The organism is Xenorhabdus hominickii (assembly GCF_002632725.1).
Classification (GTDB): Bacteria; Pseudomonadota; Gammaproteobacteria; order Enterobacterales; family Enterobacteriaceae; genus Xenorhabdus; species Xenorhabdus hominickii.
Genome location: NZ_NJAI01000002.1, coordinates 135,164 through 153,213 on the forward strand (window position 1 = coordinate 135,164; position 18,050 = coordinate 153,213).

General features: G+C 41.1%; 16 protein-coding genes, 1 pseudogene and 1 other annotated feature. Of the genes and pseudogenes, 11 read left to right on the forward strand and 6 right to left on the reverse strand.

Going from position 1 to position 18,050, the window contains the following annotated elements; translation table 11 throughout:
- Positions 1–19 precede the first annotated feature (19 nt).
- Positions 20–400 carry a hypothetical protein gene (locus tag Xhom_RS07880; protein ID WP_069316614.1) on the forward strand — a complete coding sequence of 127 codons (381 nt, stop codon included), beginning with the start codon at positions 20–22 and terminating at the stop codon, positions 398–400.
- 292 nt (positions 401–692) lie between these two features.
- Here the strand turns inward: Xhom_RS07880 and Xhom_RS07885 are convergent, their stop codons facing one another.
- Positions 693–1,988, reverse strand: a complete 1,296-nt coding sequence (locus Xhom_RS07885; protein WP_069316613.1) for an HlyC/CorC family transporter — start codon at positions 1,986–1,988, stop codon at positions 693–695.
- 70 nt (positions 1,989–2,058) lie between these two features.
- Positions 2,059–2,832, reverse strand: a complete 774-nt coding sequence (locus Xhom_RS07890; protein ID WP_069318468.1) for a cytochrome C assembly family protein — start codon at positions 2,830–2,832, stop codon at positions 2,059–2,061.
- A gap of 309 nt (positions 2,833–3,141) precedes the next feature.
- On the opposite strand from Xhom_RS07890, the gene ffh reads away from it, so the two are divergent.
- The 5 genes from ffh to rplS all read left to right on the forward strand — a co-directional run bounded on the left by ffh (position 3,142) and on the right by rplS (position 6,663).
- Entirely contained in the window at positions 3,142–4,503 is a 1,362-nt protein-coding gene (gene ffh / locus Xhom_RS07895) for a signal recognition particle protein (RefSeq protein ID WP_069316612.1), read from the forward strand.
- Between the two features lie 137 nt (positions 4,504–4,640).
- Entirely contained in the window at positions 4,641–4,889 is a 249-nt protein-coding gene (gene rpsP / locus Xhom_RS07900; protein WP_069318467.1) for a 30S ribosomal protein S16, read from the forward strand.
- Positions 4,890–4,907: 18 nt separating this feature from the next.
- The gene (gene rimM, locus Xhom_RS07905) at positions 4,908–5,456 is read left to right on the forward strand and encodes a ribosome maturation factor RimM (RefSeq protein ID WP_069316611.1); all 549 of its coding nucleotides are present in this window, start codon (positions 4,908–4,910) and stop codon (positions 5,454–5,456) included.
- A 36-nt stretch (positions 5,457–5,492) separates the two neighbouring features.
- Positions 5,493–6,245: a tRNA (guanosine(37)-N1)-methyltransferase TrmD gene (gene trmD, locus Xhom_RS07910; protein ID WP_069316610.1), complete on the forward strand. Its 753-nt coding sequence runs from the start codon at positions 5,493–5,495 to the stop codon at positions 6,243–6,245.
- Between the two features lie 64 nt (positions 6,246–6,309).
- Entirely contained in the window at positions 6,310–6,663 is a 354-nt protein-coding gene (gene rplS, locus Xhom_RS07915; RefSeq protein WP_038262425.1) for a 50S ribosomal protein L19, read from the forward strand.
- 154 nt (positions 6,664–6,817) lie between these two features.
- On the opposite strand, the pseudogene Xhom_RS07920 reads toward rplS, so the two are convergent.
- A pseudogene (locus Xhom_RS07920) lies at positions 6,818–7,347 on the reverse strand (anaerobic C4-dicarboxylate transporter family protein); the annotation flags it as partial.
- 508 nt (positions 7,348–7,855) lie between these two features.
- Here Xhom_RS07920 and Xhom_RS07925 point away from each other — a divergent pair.
- Positions 7,856–8,950, forward strand: coding sequence for a 3-deoxy-7-phosphoheptulonate synthase (locus tag Xhom_RS07925; RefSeq protein ID WP_069316609.1), 1,095 nt, complete (start codon positions 7,856–7,858; stop codon positions 8,948–8,950).
- A gap of 5 nt (positions 8,951–8,955) precedes the next feature.
- A complete protein-coding gene (tyrA, locus tag Xhom_RS07930) occupies positions 8,956–10,077 on the forward strand; it encodes a bifunctional chorismate mutase/prephenate dehydrogenase (protein WP_069316608.1) in 1,122 nt (373 codons plus the stop codon).
- A gap of 76 nt (positions 10,078–10,153) precedes the next feature.
- Here the strand turns inward: tyrA and pheA are convergent, their stop codons facing one another.
- The 3 genes from pheA to bamD all read right to left on the reverse strand — a co-directional run bounded on the left by pheA (position 10,154) and on the right by bamD (position 13,052).
- Positions 10,154–11,308 (reverse strand): bifunctional chorismate mutase/prephenate dehydratase, encoded by a 1,155-nt coding sequence (pheA, locus tag Xhom_RS07935; protein WP_069316607.1) that lies wholly within the window; start codon positions 11,306–11,308, stop codon positions 10,154–10,156.
- 47 nt (positions 11,309–11,355) lie between these two features.
- Positions 11,356–11,478, reverse strand: a sequence feature (Phe leader region).
- Between the two features lie 146 nt (positions 11,479–11,624).
- On the reverse strand, positions 11,625–11,957 hold the full coding sequence (gene raiA / locus Xhom_RS07940; RefSeq protein WP_069316606.1) for a ribosome-associated translation inhibitor RaiA: 333 nt from the start codon (positions 11,955–11,957) through the stop codon (positions 11,625–11,627).
- A 363-nt stretch (positions 11,958–12,320) separates the two neighbouring features.
- A complete protein-coding gene (gene bamD, locus Xhom_RS07945) occupies positions 12,321–13,052 on the reverse strand; it encodes an outer membrane protein assembly factor BamD (RefSeq protein ID WP_069316605.1) in 732 nt (243 codons plus the stop codon).
- Positions 13,053–13,189: 137 nt separating this feature from the next.
- On the opposite strand from bamD, the gene rluD reads away from it, so the two are divergent.
- The 3 genes from rluD to clpB all read left to right on the forward strand — a co-directional run bounded on the left by rluD (position 13,190) and on the right by clpB (position 17,605).
- Positions 13,190–14,167 carry a 23S rRNA pseudouridine(1911/1915/1917) synthase RluD gene (gene rluD / locus Xhom_RS07950; RefSeq protein WP_069316604.1) on the forward strand — a complete coding sequence of 326 codons (978 nt, stop codon included), beginning with the start codon at positions 13,190–13,192 and terminating at the stop codon, positions 14,165–14,167.
- Between the two features lie 4 nt (positions 14,168–14,171).
- A complete protein-coding gene (gene yfiH, locus Xhom_RS07955; protein WP_069316603.1) occupies positions 14,172–14,903 on the forward strand; it encodes a purine nucleoside phosphorylase YfiH in 732 nt (243 codons plus the stop codon).
- A 128-nt stretch (positions 14,904–15,031) separates the two neighbouring features.
- Positions 15,032–17,605, forward strand: a complete 2,574-nt coding sequence (gene clpB / locus Xhom_RS07960) for an ATP-dependent chaperone ClpB (protein ID WP_069316602.1) — start codon at positions 15,032–15,034, stop codon at positions 17,603–17,605.
- Positions 17,606–18,050 lie beyond the last annotated feature (445 nt).

The window sequence follows — 18,050 nt, forward strand, 5'->3', positions numbered from 1 at the left end:
AAAAAAGAGTAATGAAGGAGTGAAAGGAAATTATAAGTTAAGGTTTTTGAATAAGAATAATAAGAATAGTGATGAAAATAAACCAGACACTATTGAATTTGATGAAAATGATAATAAGAAAATTAATGGAGTTTTCGACGCTTTTGATGAAGGAGATGTAAATTATTTTGAGTTTTTAGCTAGTATAGAATGTAATATTGAGTTTGAAATATGTCAACAAAATAATACAGATATATTAATTTCATCTTCTTTTATGAATGCTTTTCTGCGAAAAATATGTAAATTAGGTGTTGAATGGGTAATTAAAGAAACCAAAGATGTAAATTCTCCAATTAAGCATCTTGAGTTTATCACGGATTTTTTGATATCAAACCTGAGCGTCCTATTCGCACCCAATTAGATCATCGTATAGCTAGTCGAGATTGGTATAATCAAAAAAAATTTAATAATGGACGTAATAGTTACCCAATTACTTTCTCGGAATTTGATCATATGAAAAAAATTAGAGAAGTAAAAACACATTATCATACAACGAATAAAAAGATGGATAATGGACAAAGAGCAATAGGAAAATGGCGCATTTTATGTAAGGGAACATGTCATAAAGGGATTCGTGAGTTTTTCTGTTTTTAAACTACCCCAAAACATGCAGGTAGTTAAACTTTGAATATTGTTATTGAATAATTATTGAGTTATTTATTGGGGGTTATGTTTTTTTCTGTACTTTTATTTATTCGTGTCACACGAACTTGTTTGATGACATTATCGTGTACCGAAAGAATCTCAAAATGATACTCATTAATTTTCACTTGAGTGTTCAATTCAGGTATTTCCCCTAGCTCCTCTAAAATCATACCATTCATTGTTCTTGGGCCATCTTCGGGTAGTGCCCAATCGAAAGCTTTATTTAACTCACGGATATTGGTAGTACCTTCAACCAGAACGGAGCCATCACTTTGAGGAACAACTTCTTCTGCCAAAGAAGGAGACATTGATGTAGTAAAATCACCGACAATTTCTTCTAAAATATCCTCTACAGTCATTAACCCTTGAATGTCTCCATATTCGTCGACAATCAAGCCCGCTTTTTGCTTGTTACGTTGGAAGTTAACAAGTTGGGTATTCAGTGGAGTACTGACGGGGATAAAGTAGATTTTATCTGCTGCTTTTATTAGATTTCTTTTAGTAAATTCTTTTTTCTCCATCATCAACCGATAAGCTTCACGTACTCGTAGCATACCAATTGCATCATCAAGGGAATCCCGATACAGAACAATTCGTCCATGTGGAGAATGCGTCAATTGCCTAATAATCGATTTCCAGTCATTGTTGATATCAATTCCGACAATTTCATTACGAGGGATCATAATGTCGCCCACGGTAACTTTCTCAAGGTCCAATATCGATATCAACATGTCTTGGTTACGGCGAGACAGATTAGTATTTGACTCATTTACTATCGTGCGCAACTCGTCTTTACTGACTGAATCATTGCGAATACCTGAGGTTTTGAGGCCGAGGCAGTGCATGAACAGTAAACTGATCTTATTAAATGTCCAAACAAGCGGCAGCATGATTTTTTCTAGTGGGCGTAATAGGAGGCTACTTGGAAATGCCACTTTTTCTGGATAAAGTGCTGCAATAGTCTTTGGCATCACTTCAGAAAAAACTAGAATCACGAAAGTCAGTATGCCCGTGGCTATGGCAACGCCAGCATCACCATACAGGCGCATGCCGACGATAGTCGCCAGAGCAGAGGCTAAAATATTGACAAGATTGTTGCCGATAAGAATAAGGCTAATTAGTCTATCTGGGTGATGCAGCAGAGACTCAACCCTTCGAGCTGGGCGGCTTCCTTGTTTAGCCAAATGACGTAAGCGGTAACGATTAATTGTCATCATGCTAGTTTCTGAGGCAGAAAAGTAAGCCGAAACGATAACCATGATGACAAGGATTATAATGAGTGTGCCTGTTGAGACGTGCTCCAAAACAGAATTCCTTCCTAATATTTATATAAACTGGCTATGATCCTTTGAACTTTCAATAAATCATAATTCCCTATAATAGTCTGCTGCCAAAAAACGCAATTGTCAGAATAAACGCACCAATCAGATTAAACCAAATAACACGTTTACCACGCCACCCTTCATGATAGTGTCCCCAGAGTAAAATAATGTAGATAAACCAGGCAATGATAGATAAAGCAGATTTATGAATATTTTCTTTACTAAAAATATTCTCCATATACATGATGCCTGTACATAGTGTTAATGTTAGTAAAATTACCCCGACTTGGGTAATGTGGAACATTTTTCGTTCAATTGTCATCAATGGCGGTATGCCTGAGGTAAAGGTGAGCTTTTTCTTTTTCAGGCGATGATCCAGCCAGCCAAGTTGTAGTGCATAAAGTGCTGCGATGAGTAAAGTGGCATATCCAAGCAATGCGAGTCCAATATGAATGAATAATTCTATACTGCCTTCTAAGTGCGTAATAAACTCTCCTGGCATCATACTGGCCAGTATCAAATTTATCATAGCGAAACAGTAAACAATCGGTAGTAAAAACCATGCTCGCCCTTGTAAAGCCACGATCGTCATAATGATGCACATAAGCAAACTAACGATTGAACCCAAATTCAATAGGGTAAGATTTTGCCCGCTGCTGACATGAAATACTTGATATTTCAATGCAATCGCATGATTAATTAACGCTACAATTGCGAAAAAAAGGGCCAGTTTTTGATAGCTATTTTGTTGACGCAATAAACCTGGCACGATGAGTGTCAGGCTAATGAGGTAAGCGAGTAAAGCAACAATTGAAAGTACCAGCATAACGTTTATTGTTTTCGCAATAGTGTTATACCCTTCATCTTTCAAGTTGCATTTTTGTTGGCTGAACGCATTCATCCCTGTCACATAGTTAGCTATGCTTCCGAGGGCTAAATTGCAGCCTCAACGCAACCCGAAATCTATTGGATATAGATTGAAATTAAAATTTAAGTATACCCTTAGCAGAGGTAGCCTCCAACCGTTGTTAATTATACTTGGGAATCTCTTTGCAGAGATTAAATGATCATCGTGTTATAATTCGTAAAATTTACCTTACAGGTAGACCCACTTGTAGATATCTGAGCTGAAACAATGTTTGATAATTTAACTGACAGACTATCGCGCACACTGCGCAATATCAGCGGCCGCGGGCGGTTGACTGAAGATAATATTAAAGACACGCTGCGTGAAGTTCGTATGGCTTTACTAGAAGCGGATGTTGCATTGCCTGTCGTGCGTGATTTTATTTCACGAGTCAAAGAGAGCGCAGTGGGGCATGAGGTTAACAAAAGTCTGACTCCCGGTCAGGAATTCGTCAAAATAGTTCAGAATGAACTAGTTAAGTCGATGGGGGAGGTTAACAGTGAACTGAATCTTGCTACTCAACCTCCCGCTGTTGTTCTGATGGCAGGTCTGCAAGGTGCAGGTAAAACAACCAGTGTTGCCAAATTAGGTAAGCTGCTGAAAGAAAAAAATAAGAAAAAAGTATTGGTTGTTTCTGCCGATGTTTACCGTCCAGCGGCGATAAAACAGCTTGAAACTCTGTCTGAAACGGTTGGAGTTGACTTTTTTCCTTCGGAACCACAGGAAAAGCCAGTTGATATCGTCAATAAGGCTATTCAGCATGCCAAGCTGAAATTCTATGATGTGTTGCTAGTTGATACTGCTGGTCGTCTGCATGTCGATGAAGCCATGATGGATGAAATTAAAGCGGTTCATGCAGCTATCAAGCCTGTGGAAACTCTGTTTGTCGTTGATGCGATGACAGGTCAAGATGCTGCCAATACGGCAAAAGCATTTAATGAAGCTTTGCCATTGACTGGGGTTATTCTGACTAAAGTCGATGGTGATGCTCGTGGTGGTGCGGCGCTTTCCATTCGTCATATTACTGGCAAGCCAATCAAATTCCTTGGGGTTGGTGAAAAAACGGATGCATTGGAACCTTTCCATCCTGACCGCATTGCATCCCGTATCCTCGGTATGGGGGATATGCTTTCACTGATTGAAGAAATTGAGAGTAAGGTTGATCGTACTCAAGCAGAAAAATTGGCGTCAAAACTGAAAAAAGGTGATGGTTTTGATTTAACCGATTTTCTCGATCAGCTTAAACAAATGCGAAATATGGGCGGAATGACCAGCATGTTAAGCAAAATGCCGGGAATGTCGCAGATCCCTGATGCAGTCAAATCCCAAATGGATGATAAAGTTCTGGTCAAAATGGAAGCCATTATTAATTCAATGACTCGCAAAGAACGTGAAAAACCAGAAATCATCAAAGGTTCCCGTAAACGCCGTATTGCTATGGGATCGGGTACGCAAGTGCAGGATGTTAACCGTTTGCTGAAACAATTTGACGAAATGCAGCGTATGATGAAAAAAATGAAGAAAGGTGGCCTGGCGAAAATGATGCGAGGCATGAAAGGCATGCTGCCACCAGGATTTATGGGGCGATAATAGACAAAGTAGTGAAAGAAAATGTTCTTTGGATTGCTTTTTACGCCAAAGTGAGTAAAATTTTCACGCTTTTAAATGGACAGCTGGACTCCGTTCCTCGATGGAGTCTGGTTGTTTTGCTAACTAATGAGGATGTTATGGTAACAATTCGTTTAGCTCGTGGCGGCGCAAAAAAGCGTCCGTTTTATCAAGTAGTCGTGACCGATAGCCGCAATGCGCGTGATGGTCGTTTTATTGAGCGTGTTGGTTTCTTCAACCCAATCGCTTCAGGAAATGCAGAAGCTCTGCGTTTAGATCTAGACCGTATCGAACATTGGGTTGGTCTGGGTGCAACTGTGTCTGATCGTGTTGCTGCACTGATCAAAGACGTTAAAAAAGCAGCTTAATCTGTCACGGTGGTAACAATGAGCAAACAATCTGGCCTGGAGCCCCCTGTTGAGCCAATTGTATTGGGAAAATTGGGGTCAGCGTATGGCATTCGTGGTTGGCTCAGAGTTTTTTCTTCCACCGAACAAGCCGAAGACATTTTTGAGTATCATCCGTGGTTTATTCAACGCTCTGGTCAGTGGCAACACGTTGAGCTGGAAGCTTGGAAATACCACAATCAAGATATTATCGTCAAAATCAAAGATATTGATGATCGGGATGCTGCGAATCTGTTCACCAACTGTGAAATTGTGGTGGATTCAAATCAATTACCAGAACTGGAAACGGGTGATTATTACTGGAAAGACCTTATTGGTTGCCAAGTCATAAACACAATAGGTTATAACCTTGGAACCATCCATGACATGATGGAAACAGGTTCTAACGATGTGATGGTAATAAAAGCCAACCTGAAAGATGCATTCGGTATCAAGGAGCGGTTAGTTCCGTTTCTTGATGGGCAGGTTATCAAGAAAGTCGATCTCGCTACCAAAACTATTGAAGTAGATTGGGATCCTAGTTTTTAATCTCCGGTAAAACGGTTTAAATGAGTGGGACGCAGTATGTGGATTGGGGTTATAAGCCTGTTTCCTGAAATGTTCCGCGCAATAACCGATTACGGGGTAACTGGTCGGGCAGTGAAGAATGGCCTGTTAAGTATCGAATGCTGGAGTCCACGGGATTTTACCTATGACCGGCATCGTACTGTTGATGATCGCCCTTATGGCGGTGGTCCAGGTATGCTGATGATGGTGCAACCTTTACGGGAAGCTATTTATGCAGCTAAAGCTTCGGCGGGTGATGGTGCAAAGGTGATTTACCTTTCACCTCAGGGACGCAAACTCGATCAACAAGGGGTTTGTGAACTGGCAGTAAATGAGAAATTAATTCTGGTTTGCGGTCGTTATGAAGGTATTGATGAGCGTGTCATTCAAACCGAAATTGACGAAGAATGGTCTATCGGTGATTACGTCCTTAGCGGGGGAGAACTTCCTGCTATGACGATGATTGACTCAATATCTCGGTTTATTCCGGGAGTTTTGGGGCGTCAAGCGTCGGCAGAAGAAGACTCATTCGCTGATGGATTTTTGGATTGTCCTCACTATACTCGCCCTGAAGTGTTAGATGGTATGGAAGTTCCACCAGTTTTACTGTCGGGACATCACGCTGAAATTAATCGCTGGCGTATGAAACAATCGCTTGGCCGGACTTGGTTAAGACGGCCCGAACTTCTAGAAAGCCTAGCTCTGACTGACGAGCAAAGGATGTTGCTGTCTGAATTCCAACAGGAATATCAAGATCAGGCAACGAATTAATCCAGACATATCCTGTGATGGAGTGTCTTTGATATATCAGTTTACCTAGGGTAAGAGAGTTATTATGAGCAACATTATTAAACAAATTGAACAAGAGCAGATGAAGCAAGACGTACCATCATTCCGTCCGGGTGACACCGTGGAAGTTAAGGTATGGGTCGTTGAAGGTTCTAAAAAGCGTCTGCAGACATTCGAGGGCGTGGTTATTGCAATTCGTAACCGCGGTCTGCACTCTGCATTCACTGTTCGTAAGATTTCTAACGGCGAAGGCGTTGAGCGTGTATTTCAGACTCACTCCCCAGTCGTAGACAGCATCAACGTTAAACGTCGTGGTGCTGTTCGCAGAGCTAAACTGTACTACCTGCGTGAGCGTTCTGGTAAGGCTGCTCGTATTAAAGAGCGTCTGAACGCGAAGTAATACGCTTTTGCTACATCCGAAAGTTATCGTTAAAGGCCAGCAAATAGCTGGCCATTTTTAATGGATTAATGTATTCATTTTAAACTAAACTCAATTTCTCACGTATGGTCGTCAGTGACCTTAAGTGCTGCCCATTTTATCAGTACAGTCTAATTTTCATTTCAAAAACAGGGTGCAAATCTGTAAAGGCGTCAAATACTACCACGATCGCAATCGCAGCAAAGAAAATCTAAGTTGCCCAATAAGCCTGTTTAGGAAGTACCTGATCTAATAATGTTTCTAAGCCACCATAAATAAACTCACGTTGCTTTGGATCTTTAAGCTTCTCTTGAAATTCTTCATCTTTATCGAGATCTTTCCCACGTCGTAAACTCCATAGTGCAGCAATCACTATTCCTGCCAGAGAAGCTGGTATTGAAACAGCCAAAATTTCCAAAATACCGTAAGCTTGGACAATACCATGGCTGGCAGCAATAATTGACACCAAAGAAACAACTGCCACTGAAATGGGAGATGCTGTGATTGCCATTTGTGAGGCAACAGAGGCTACCGCCATCGGACGTTCTGAGCGAATGCCTTTTTTCAGACCAATATTATCAATGATTGGGAACATGGTATAAACCACATGACCTTGTACCTACACAGGAAAGTTAGAGTCCAAGTTGTCAATGGTGCCAAAATAGTAAATTGCAACGTTATCATATCTGTCATTAATAAATGATTAAAAAACAAATAAAAGCTGGTAATACAGGCTTTAAATTTGTAGCACTCTAATAAATTGCATAAATTTAATTTTATATTTTTCAACAACATTAAAATAATATATCAATATTATTGAAATATTAATATAGGATGGATTGATATTTTGTTTTTATTGTATGATTTTAAAGGTAATTTTATATGTAATAAAGAATAATTTGATAATTAATGAAATATTTCCATTGTGAATATTTATTTACAAAAAGTTAATATTTAAATTTATTTAAATATTGTAATAAGGAGTTAAAAACTTAAAAACTTAATAACTTATTGATATGTTTATAGTATCGGTAGCACTTACATTTTGTGTAATATTATGTTTCCATTTTTTTGGAAAAATTTACATAATTGGATTGTATTATTTACGATGCGTGGTATTTTATCTACCAGACACTCAAAAAAACTAAACAGACAAAACAAGGCAGGTAGAGAAATGATCATGCAAAAAGATGCACTTAATAATGTTCATATTCTTGATGAACAGGTTCTTATTACCCCTGAAGAACTAAAACAAAAATATCCATTAAGTAGCAACGATCTGCATGCCATCACAAACGCACGTAATACGATTGCTGATATCATTCAACATCGTGATCCTCGTTTATTAGTGGTATGTGGTCCATGTTCAATTCATGATGTGGAGGCTGCCCTCGACTATGCCCACCGTTTGAAGGCGCTCTCTGCTGAATTGAGTGATTGTCTGTATATTGTCATGCGTGTCTATTTTGAAAAACCCCGTACAACGGTTGGCTGGAAAGGCTTAATTAGTGATCCCTACATGGATGGTTCATTTGATATGGATGCTGGATTGCATATTGCCCGTCGTTTATTATTGAATTTAGTTGAAATGGAATTACCCTTGGCGAATGAAGCGCTTGATCCCAACAATCCACAATATTTAGGGGATTTATTCAGTTGGTCAGCGATTGGAGCAAGAACGACTGAATCTCAAACGCATCGGGAAATGGCATCTGGTTTATCTGTATCAGTTGGGTTTAAAAATGGCACTGATGGTAATTTGAACACCGCCATTAATGCTATGAAAGCAGCAGCAATGCCTCATCGTTTTATGGGTATAAATCAGTCAGGTCAAGTCTGTTTGCTGCAAACCCAAGGTAATCCTAATGGGCATGTGATCCTGCGTGGCGGTGCTGCACCTAATTACAGTGCTGAGCATGTTGCTGATTGTGAACGCCAAATGCTTAAGGCTGGGTTAACACCATCATTGATGATTGATTGTAGTCATGGTAATTCCAATAAAGATTTTCGTCGTCAGAGTGTTGTAGTAGATTCTGTTGCTGAACAGATTATGGCTGGCAACCAATCTATCATTGGTATTATGCTGGAAAGCCATATTAATGAAGGTAACCAATCCTCAGAGCAACCTCGAAATGAGATGAAATATGGCATTTCAGTAACAGACGCTTGCATTAACTGGCAGACTACAGAGCAGGTATTAAGAAAACTACACCAGCAAATTGCTCCACATTTGGCAAATCGAAACATGATGATGGAAAAAGCAGGGTAATCAATATGGTCGCAGAATTGTCACAATTGAGGGAACAAATTGATGAAGTAGATAAAGCTTTGTTAGCTTTGTTGGCGAAGAGGATGAATTTAGTGGCACAAGTTGGAGAAGTGAAGAGTCAGCTTGGTTTGCCAATTTACGCACCTGACAGAGAAGCAACAATGCTGGCTTCTCGTCGTCAAGAAGCGGAAAATATGGGAATTCCGCCTGATTTAATTGAAGATATCTTGCGGCGCATCATGCGAGAGTCCTATGTGAGTGAAAACAATAAAGGCTTCAAAAAATTCCGTTCTCACTTGGGGCCAGTGGTTATTGTCGGCGGCTCAGGAAAAATGGGGAAATTGTTTAGCCGCTTGTTGACCTTGTCTGGCTATGAAGTCAGGATTCTTGAATCTGGTGATTGGAATAAGGCTGAGCATATATTGGCAGGTGCAGGAATGGTGATCGTCAGTGTTCCCATTCATTTGACGGAAGAGATTATTCATCGTTTACCTCCTTTGCCAGAACAATGTATTTTGGTTGATTTGGCCTCCATCAAGCAAAGGCCGCTAAATGCGATGCTTGAGGTGCATAAAGGGCCTGTTTTAGGTCTGCATCCTATGTTTGGACCAGATGTAGGCAGTTTTGCTAAGCAGGTGGTTGTATATTGCGATGGGCGTCACCCAGAAGCGTATCAGTGGTTTTTGGAACAAATGTCAGTATGGGGAGCGCGGTTACACCAAATCAGTGCAGAAAAGCACGATAAAAATATGAGCTTCATTCAGGCTCTGCGCCATTTCACCACCTTTTCTTATGGGTGGCACCTTGCAAAAGAAGATATTGACTTACAGCAGTTGCTCTCATTATCTTCACCGATCTACCGATTGGAACTGGCTATGGTGGGAAGATTATTTGCACAAGATTCCCAATTATATGCTGATATCATTATGTCCAATCCTAAGAATATTGAGCTAATCCGGCGTTATCACCAAAGTTTTGGGCAAGCTCTGAAGCTATTGGAAAATCAGGATAAATCGGCTTTCATTGCAAGTTTTAATCAAGTCAGAGAATGGTTTGGAGATGAAGCAACCCGATTTATGAAAGAGAGCCGGGTACTTTTGCAACAGGCTAGTGATAGCAGGATCTAGAACAACTTGAAAAGTGAAGTATTCTTGAAAAATGCAACTGTATAAAAACCGGATGTTTTCATCCGGTTTTTATACTTTAGGCTGGGTTCATGGGCGTTACATTTTCTGATGGATAACATCCCAATACTTTCAAGAAACGCGTAATTTCTGACAGCTCTTTAAATGCTTGCTGCATTTTCATGGAACGTAGATTGGCTTGCACATCGATATAAAACATTTCTTCCCACGGTTTGCCATTTATTGGGCGAGATTCCAACTTGCTCATGATGATATTGTGTTTCTTCAAAATGATGAGTGTATCAACCAAAGCGCCTGCTTGCTGTCCTGTTGACATGATGAAAGTAGTTTTAGCTGGAACTTGATCCGATACTTCGATAGGTTTACGAGCAACAACGATAAAGCGGGTACTATTATCTTGCTGATTTGCCAGATTGTTTTCTAAAACACGTAACCCATAGAGAGTACCACCAACTTCACTGCCAAGTGCTGCGACCTCTGGCGAATTGAGTTCAGCGACTTTTTGCATAGCAGCAGCAGTACTTTCACAATAGACAATCTTCCAATGAGGGTATTTATTGAGGTACTGGCTGCATTGTTGGAAAGGTTGAGAGTGACTATAAACATTTTTTATTCTTGAAATATCAGTTTGTTCAGTAACTAATAAACAGTGATTGATCGGTAGGGTTATCTCTCCAACAAGAGATAAAGGTGTATTTTGCAATAAATCATAAACCTCATTAATTGCCCCAGAACTCGTATTTTCCAGTGGTAGAATGCCATAATCTGCCTGACCAATTTCAACCAATGAAAAAATATCGGGGAATTTGTGGCAACTGCACTCAACTAATTGATTAAAGTGGCGAGCAGCAAATTGGCGAGCGGCTATATGGGAATAGGAACCTTTTGGCCCTAAAAAAGTAATGCGTGCTGTGTCGTAAGGTGTCTGATTCAAATGTTGTTGCAATAAAGATTGTTGAGTAAGAACAGAATCCTCAATGATCATTTGAAATAACCGCGTAATATAAAAACCATCCAATCCTCTGTTTTTTCCTTTATTAATCAATGTATTAAGTAATTCTCTTTCGCGATCTTTATCTCGAATAGGCCGATGGTCGAGAAGCTTCGTCTGGGCGATATTACAGGCTAATTGCCGACGTTTAGCCAGCAAGTCCAGTAAATCTGCATCAATATTACTAATCTCTTCTCGTAAATTAACTAAATTTCGTTCCATAGCATGTTCCTGACATTTTTATTATGGATATAATTTATGACCCGTAAAACAAAAAAACCTCCCATCTGCAGGGAGGTTTTTGTTCGTCTTCTTTATGTTTCTTTATAAAACGAAGCCCCCTTGCTCAGAAGGTGAAAAAGAAAAATAAGAAAGACAGATTGATAGCCATTTGTTTGTGAGTACATCACTTTATACATTTAATAATGTACTTTAATTAACCTATTTGATATGGAGTGTCAACAGAAGGTTGAAAAATGAAGGGTATACATATGCAAAAACGCGCTCAATGAGCGCGTTAAGCAGGAATAAGATTAGATTACACTTCTAAGTTAAGATTTGACTCTTTAACACTATTATCAGCGCGACGAGCTTCTGCTTTATGTTGCACTTTATTGAGCTGACGCTCCAGTTTTGTCAGCAGTTCGTTGATAGCAGCATACATATCTTCATGCTTAGCACTGGCAACCAATGAGCCATTAGGTGTGCCAATGGTGGCATCAACTAAGAATCCTTGAGGTTCTTTTGATAGTACAATATGTGGATTAATGAGATTGGTTTGCCACTTGTTCAACTTATTTAGACGGTCTTCAACATGGCTACGAATTGCGGGGGTAATTTCCAATTGTTTGCTGGTAATGTTTACTAACATATAGTTACCTCTTTGTGTTACTCCGTCTTTGATAGATTCAGCATACCGCTCTTTTGAGTAAAAGGAATGATCTAAATCACCTTTGAGAGGCGATTTTGGAAGTAAGTGTAAGAATTGTGATACTCAAGGAAGATATGGGGAATATTTGTTGCGCAGTGAAGTGTTATGCGTCATTATTAGTCAGTTATGGTACTATAAACCTTATTGATAATACTAATTGTTAAAATATTTTTCAGTGTAAAATATTCAAATTGTGGCCTGAATAACGTCAGATTTTTAAACTGAAAAAGAACCAACAATAAAAATGAAAGGCCATAAAAAGAACAGCAGCCATACGGCTGCTGTTCTTTTATCGTCTAAGCTTTATGCTGGATTGGCGGCAATAAGTTGTGCCACCTTATCAGCTTCAGTCGTCAACCCTAGTTGCTTATAGGCTGACTCCATATAAGGAAGGGCTTTCCGCGTTGCGTTAGTATCAGAATAATCACGTAACATCTGTTCAACGCGGTTGATAACCGCCACATAAGCGCTGCGTTTAGTGTAATATTCTACAACCGCAAGTTCATATTTGGCCAAACGCTCTTTGAGAAATGATAAACGCTTGGAGGCATCAGTTGAATACTGGCTGTTTGGATAGTAACGGACTAACTGATTGAAATCACGGAATGCAGCGCGGGCATGTTCAGGGTCTCGATCTGAACGATCGATGCCGAAAAAGCCCTGTAATGCACTGTCATCCAGAGCTTGTGACACCAAACCACGCATATATAGCACATAATCAATATTAGGGTGGGTTGGGTTCAGGCGCATGAAACGGTCAATAGATGCGAGAGCCAGTGGGAATTCTGCTGATTTATAGTAGGCATAAATTAAATCAAGCTGAACCTGTTGGGAATATGGCCCGAAAGGATAACGGTTATCAAGAGATTCCAATTGCTTGATAGCCGCTTTATAGTTACCTTCTTGCAGCTTTTCCTGCCCAATTGAATAAATTTGAGATGGCGGGATATCAGGAACAGCATCTTTATTGCTGGAGCATCCAGATAAAACCAGGCTCAATGTGGTCGCTGCCACCAGATATTTCATGCGAATCATCACGTGTTGATTATCCTCTGAGTATTTTCTGGGAGACTGTCCGTGAAGCTCCCAGCAAAGATAGAGTTACAATAGCACACTATTTTAAATGAAACGGCTTCGCCGTCAAAACTCAACGTAAAATATAGAAGTTATATATGGCACAACAAATCCGACTTAATGCAATAGTCGCCGAATCTCAGCTCGGTCAACGTTTAGATCAAGCTTTGGCTGAATTGTTCCCTGATTACTCCAGGTCACGTATAAAAGAGTGGATCTTGGACAATAAAGTTCAAGTTAATAGTAAATTAATTAATAAGCCAAAAGAAAAAGTCTTGGGCGGTGAAGAAATTTTCATTGATGCCATCATTGAAGAAGAGGCACGTTGGGAACCGCAGGATATTGAACTGAATGTTGTCTATGAAGATGACGATATTCTGGTGATCAATAAACCAAGAGACTTAGTTGTTCATCCTGGGGCGGGTAATCCTGACGGAACAGTATTGAATGCCTTGTTATACCGCTATCCTGAAATTGCTGATGTACCTCGAGCTGGCATTGTTCATCGTCTCGATAAAGATACGACAGGATTGATGGTTGTCGCAAAAACCGTGCCCGCGCAAACCCGTTTGGTGGAATCCTTGCAATTGCGTGAAATCACCCGTGAATATGAAGCTATTGCTTTGGGATGTATGACGGCAGGAGGAATGGTAGAGGAGCCTATCTCTCGCCACCCAACCAAGCGGACTCATATGGCAGTGCATCCGATGGGCAAACCGGCTATCACTCATTATCGGGTCATGGAACATTTTCGGGCACATACCCGTTTGCGTTTGCGTTTGGAAACGGGTAGGACACACCAAATTCGTGTACACATGGCACATGTTAAACATCCTTTGGTTGGCGATCCTCTGTACGGTGGACGTCCTCGCCCTTTAAAAGGGGCTTCAGACGAATTTAGCGAAGTAATGCGCAACTTTGATCGTCAGGCATTGCATGCCACCATGTTACGCCTTTACCATCCGATCACGGGGATAGAGATGGAATGGCATGCCCCATTACCGGATGACATGGTTAAATTGGTTGAAGTAATGAAAGCGGATGCCGAAACCTTCAAAGATGATATGGACTGGTAGTTAAATGACACCACTGATTTTTCCTGATTGGCCACAGCCTGAAAATGTTGGCGCTTGCAGCACAACCCGAATAGGAGGCGTAAGCCTGCCTCCTTATGACAGTTTAAATCTGGGTAAGCATGTTGGAGATGATCCAGAATGTGTGGAACGGAATAGAAAACTGTTAGTCGAATATGCTCGGTTGCCACAGCTTCCCATTTGGTTGGAACAAGTACACGGGACACGTGTTATTACACTTGATGGTCAGTCACTGGAAAATCAGCAGGCAGATGCCGTTTATACAAATGTTCCTGGGCAGGTTTGTGCTGTTATGACAGCAGATTGTTTGCCAGTTCTCTTTTGCAGTATTTCCGGCGATGAAGTGGCAGCAGCCCATGCAGGGTGGCGTGGGCTATGCGCAGGTGTGTTGGAAAATACGGTGTCTCAATTTAGTACAAAACCTGAAATGATCCGCGTATGGTTGGGGCCAGCTATTGGCCCTGAAAAATTTGAAGTGGGCGGCGAAGTGAGGGAGGCTTTCACCGCAACCCATTCTGAATTCGCACAAGCTTTTACACCTTATGGTGATAAATTTCTGGCAAATATTTATTTATTGGCTAAATTAAAATTGCAATCTTTGGGGATAACAGAGATTTTTGGTGGAACCGCATGTACTGCCACGGAGGAAAGCAATTTTTTCTCTTATCGTCGGGATGGTAATACCGGGCGAATGGCGACTTTAATCTGGTTACGATGACTTCTTTTACAGGACGATTTTGGCACATAGCGGTAAGTTTCCAATTAAATTTTCAGAAAACCTTGAATATTTAAGGAATGGCCTTATCTAGTTTCCAGTAGCAAATTCTGACCAGTATCGGAGGTGTTATGCGTCTGGATCGTCTTACCAATAAATTCCAGCTTGCTCTCGCTGACGCCCAATCCCTCGCATTAGGGCGTGACAATCAATTCATCGAACCAATCCACTTGATGAGTGCATTACTCAATCAAGAGGGTGGTTCCGTTCGCCCATTATTGACGTCGGCTGGGGTGGATACGGGTAGCTTCAAGGATCAACTTAATCAGGCTCTTGACCGATTGCCGAAAGTAGAAGGTAATGGTGGAGATGTACAGTTATCCAATGAATTGGGGCGCTATTTAAACCTGTGTGACAAACTGGCACAAAAAGCAGGTGATAACTTTATTTCTTCTGAACTCTTTGTTCTGGCAGCAATTGAAGAACGTGGAACATTAAGTGACCTACTGAAAGCTGTTGGAGCAACTAAAGATAGAATCACTAAGGCAATAGAACAAATGCGTGGTGGTGAAAAAGTAAATGACCAGAGCGCAGAAGATCAGCGCCAAGCGTTAAAAAAATACACAATTGATCTGACTGAACGTGCTGAACAAGGAAAATTAGATCCCGTCATTGGGCGTGATGAAGAAATTCGTCGCACAATTCAAGTATTGCAGCGTCGAACCAAAAATAATCCAGTTCTTATTGGCGAACCGGGGGTTGGGAAAACTGCAATCGTTGAAGGTTTGGCACAGCGTATTATTAATGGTGAAGTTCCAGAGGGACTAAAAAACAAACGTGTTTTGTCTCTTGATATGGGAGCGTTACTGGCCGGAGCGAAATACCGTGGCGAGTTTGAAGAACGCTTGAAAGGTGTTTTAAACGATCTCTCCAAACAGGAAGGTTCAGTCATCCTGTTTATTGATGAATTGCATACCATGGTAGGAGCAGGTAAAGCTGAAGGGGCGATGGATGCCGGTAACATGCTGAAACCCGCTTTGGCTCGTGGCGAATTGCACTGCGTTGGGGCGACGACACTGGATGAATATCGTCAGTATATTGAAAAAGACGCAGCTTTGGAGCGTCGTTTCCAGAAGGTCTACGTTGCAGAACCCACCGTTGAGGATACCATTGCGATCTTGCGTGGCCTCAAAGAGCGTTATGAATTACATCATCATGTACAGATTACCGATCCAGCAATCGTTGCGGCTGCAACATTGTCTCATCGCTATATTTCCGATCGTATGTTGCCTGACAAGGCAATCGATTTGATAGACGAAGCAGGGGCAAGTCTGCGTATGCAGATGGACTCTAAACCAGAAGCATTGGATCGACTAGAACGACGTGTTATTCAACTAAAACTTGAACAACAGGCACTGAAAAAAGAGTCGGATGATGCCAGTAAAAAACGTTTAGAAATGCTGAGCGAAGAACTGGCAGAGAAAGAACGTGAATACTCTGAATTGGAAGAAGAGTGGAAAGCTGAAAAAGCAGAGCTTACAGGCACTCAGAATATCAAAGCAGAGTTAGAAAATACCCGTATTGAATTAGAAAAAGCGCGTCGTAGTGGTGACTTAGCCAGAATGTCTGAAATTCAATACGGAAAAATTCCTGATTTGGAGAAACGCCTGGCAACGGCAACAGCAGCAGAAAATCATCATATGAAACTGCTGCGTAATAAAGTCACTGATGCTGAAATTGCTGAAATTCTTGCTCGCTGGACAGGAATTCCGGTATCTAGAATGCTGGAAAGTGAAAAAGATAAACTGTTGCGCATGGAGCAAGAATTACATAAACGCGTTATTGGGCAAAATGAAGCTGTTGATGCGGTATCAAATGCGATTCGCCGTAGCAGAGCCGGATTATCTGATCCTAATCGCCCGATAGGTTCTTTCATGTTCTTGGGGCCGACAGGGGTAGGTAAAACAGAGTTGTGTAAAGCGCTGGCTAATTTCTTGTTCGACAGTGATGATGCTATGGTTCGCATCGATATGTCTGAATTTATGGAAAAGCACGCTGTTTCAAGATTAGTTGGTGCTCCTCCCGGATACGTTGGATACGAAGAAGGAGGGTATCTGACAGAGGCGGTGCGACGCCGCCCCTATTCTGTCATCTTGCTGGATGAAGTAGAGAAAGCACACCCTGATGTTTTCAATATCTTGTTGCAGGTACTGGATGACGGCCGTCTGACTGATGGTCAGGGAAGAACGGTTGATTTTCGTAATACAGTTGTGATTATGACCTCTAACTTAGGTTCCGATATGATTCAGGAACGTTTTGGATCACTGGATTATATAGGAATGAAAGATATGGTGATGGAAGTGGTTGGTCATCATTTCAGGCCAGAGTTTATCAACCGTGTTGATGAGATTGTTGTTTTCCATCCTTTAGGAAAAGAACATCTGACGTCTATTGCGAATATCCAATTGCAGCGTTTATACCAGCGTCTGGAAGAACGCGGTTATCAGGTTACTATGACACAACCAGCATTGGAAAAATTGAGCGAAGCGGGTTTTGATCCTGTATACGGAGCTCGTCCATTGAAACGGGCTATTCAGCAAGAGATTGAGAATCCTCTGGCTCAGCAGATCCTTTCCGGTAAATTGATTCCAGGTAAAATGGTAACGTTGGAGCTTGAAAACAATCAAATTGTTCCAAAGCAATGACATTTTTGACGAGAGAATTTCATTGATAGCCTTCTTTCTTTATATAGACAGGATAGATTAGAGGCCATCTTCATGAAAACTTGTCATGGAAAATCTAAAAAATAGATAGTAGTGAAAAAAAAGAGGTGAAAAAACACCTCTTTTTCCTTTCTGTAGTCTGATAAAACAGCAAATCTAGCCATTTTGGGTGATAAGTAATCGGTTGAATCTTTTTTCAAAAAAAACTATTGCCAGGTGCCGAAAACTCCCTATAATGCGCCACCACTGACCGACGCTGAGCTGAGACATGCCGCAGACGCCAGTCGGAGACCGGCGAAAAATAAACGCTTGACTCCGGAGGCAAACAGCGTAAGATACGCAGCCTCGCAACACGGAGAACCTCTCCGGTTGCCCCGCTCTTTAACAATTTAATCAGACAATCTGTGTGGGCACTCGCAAGACCCTA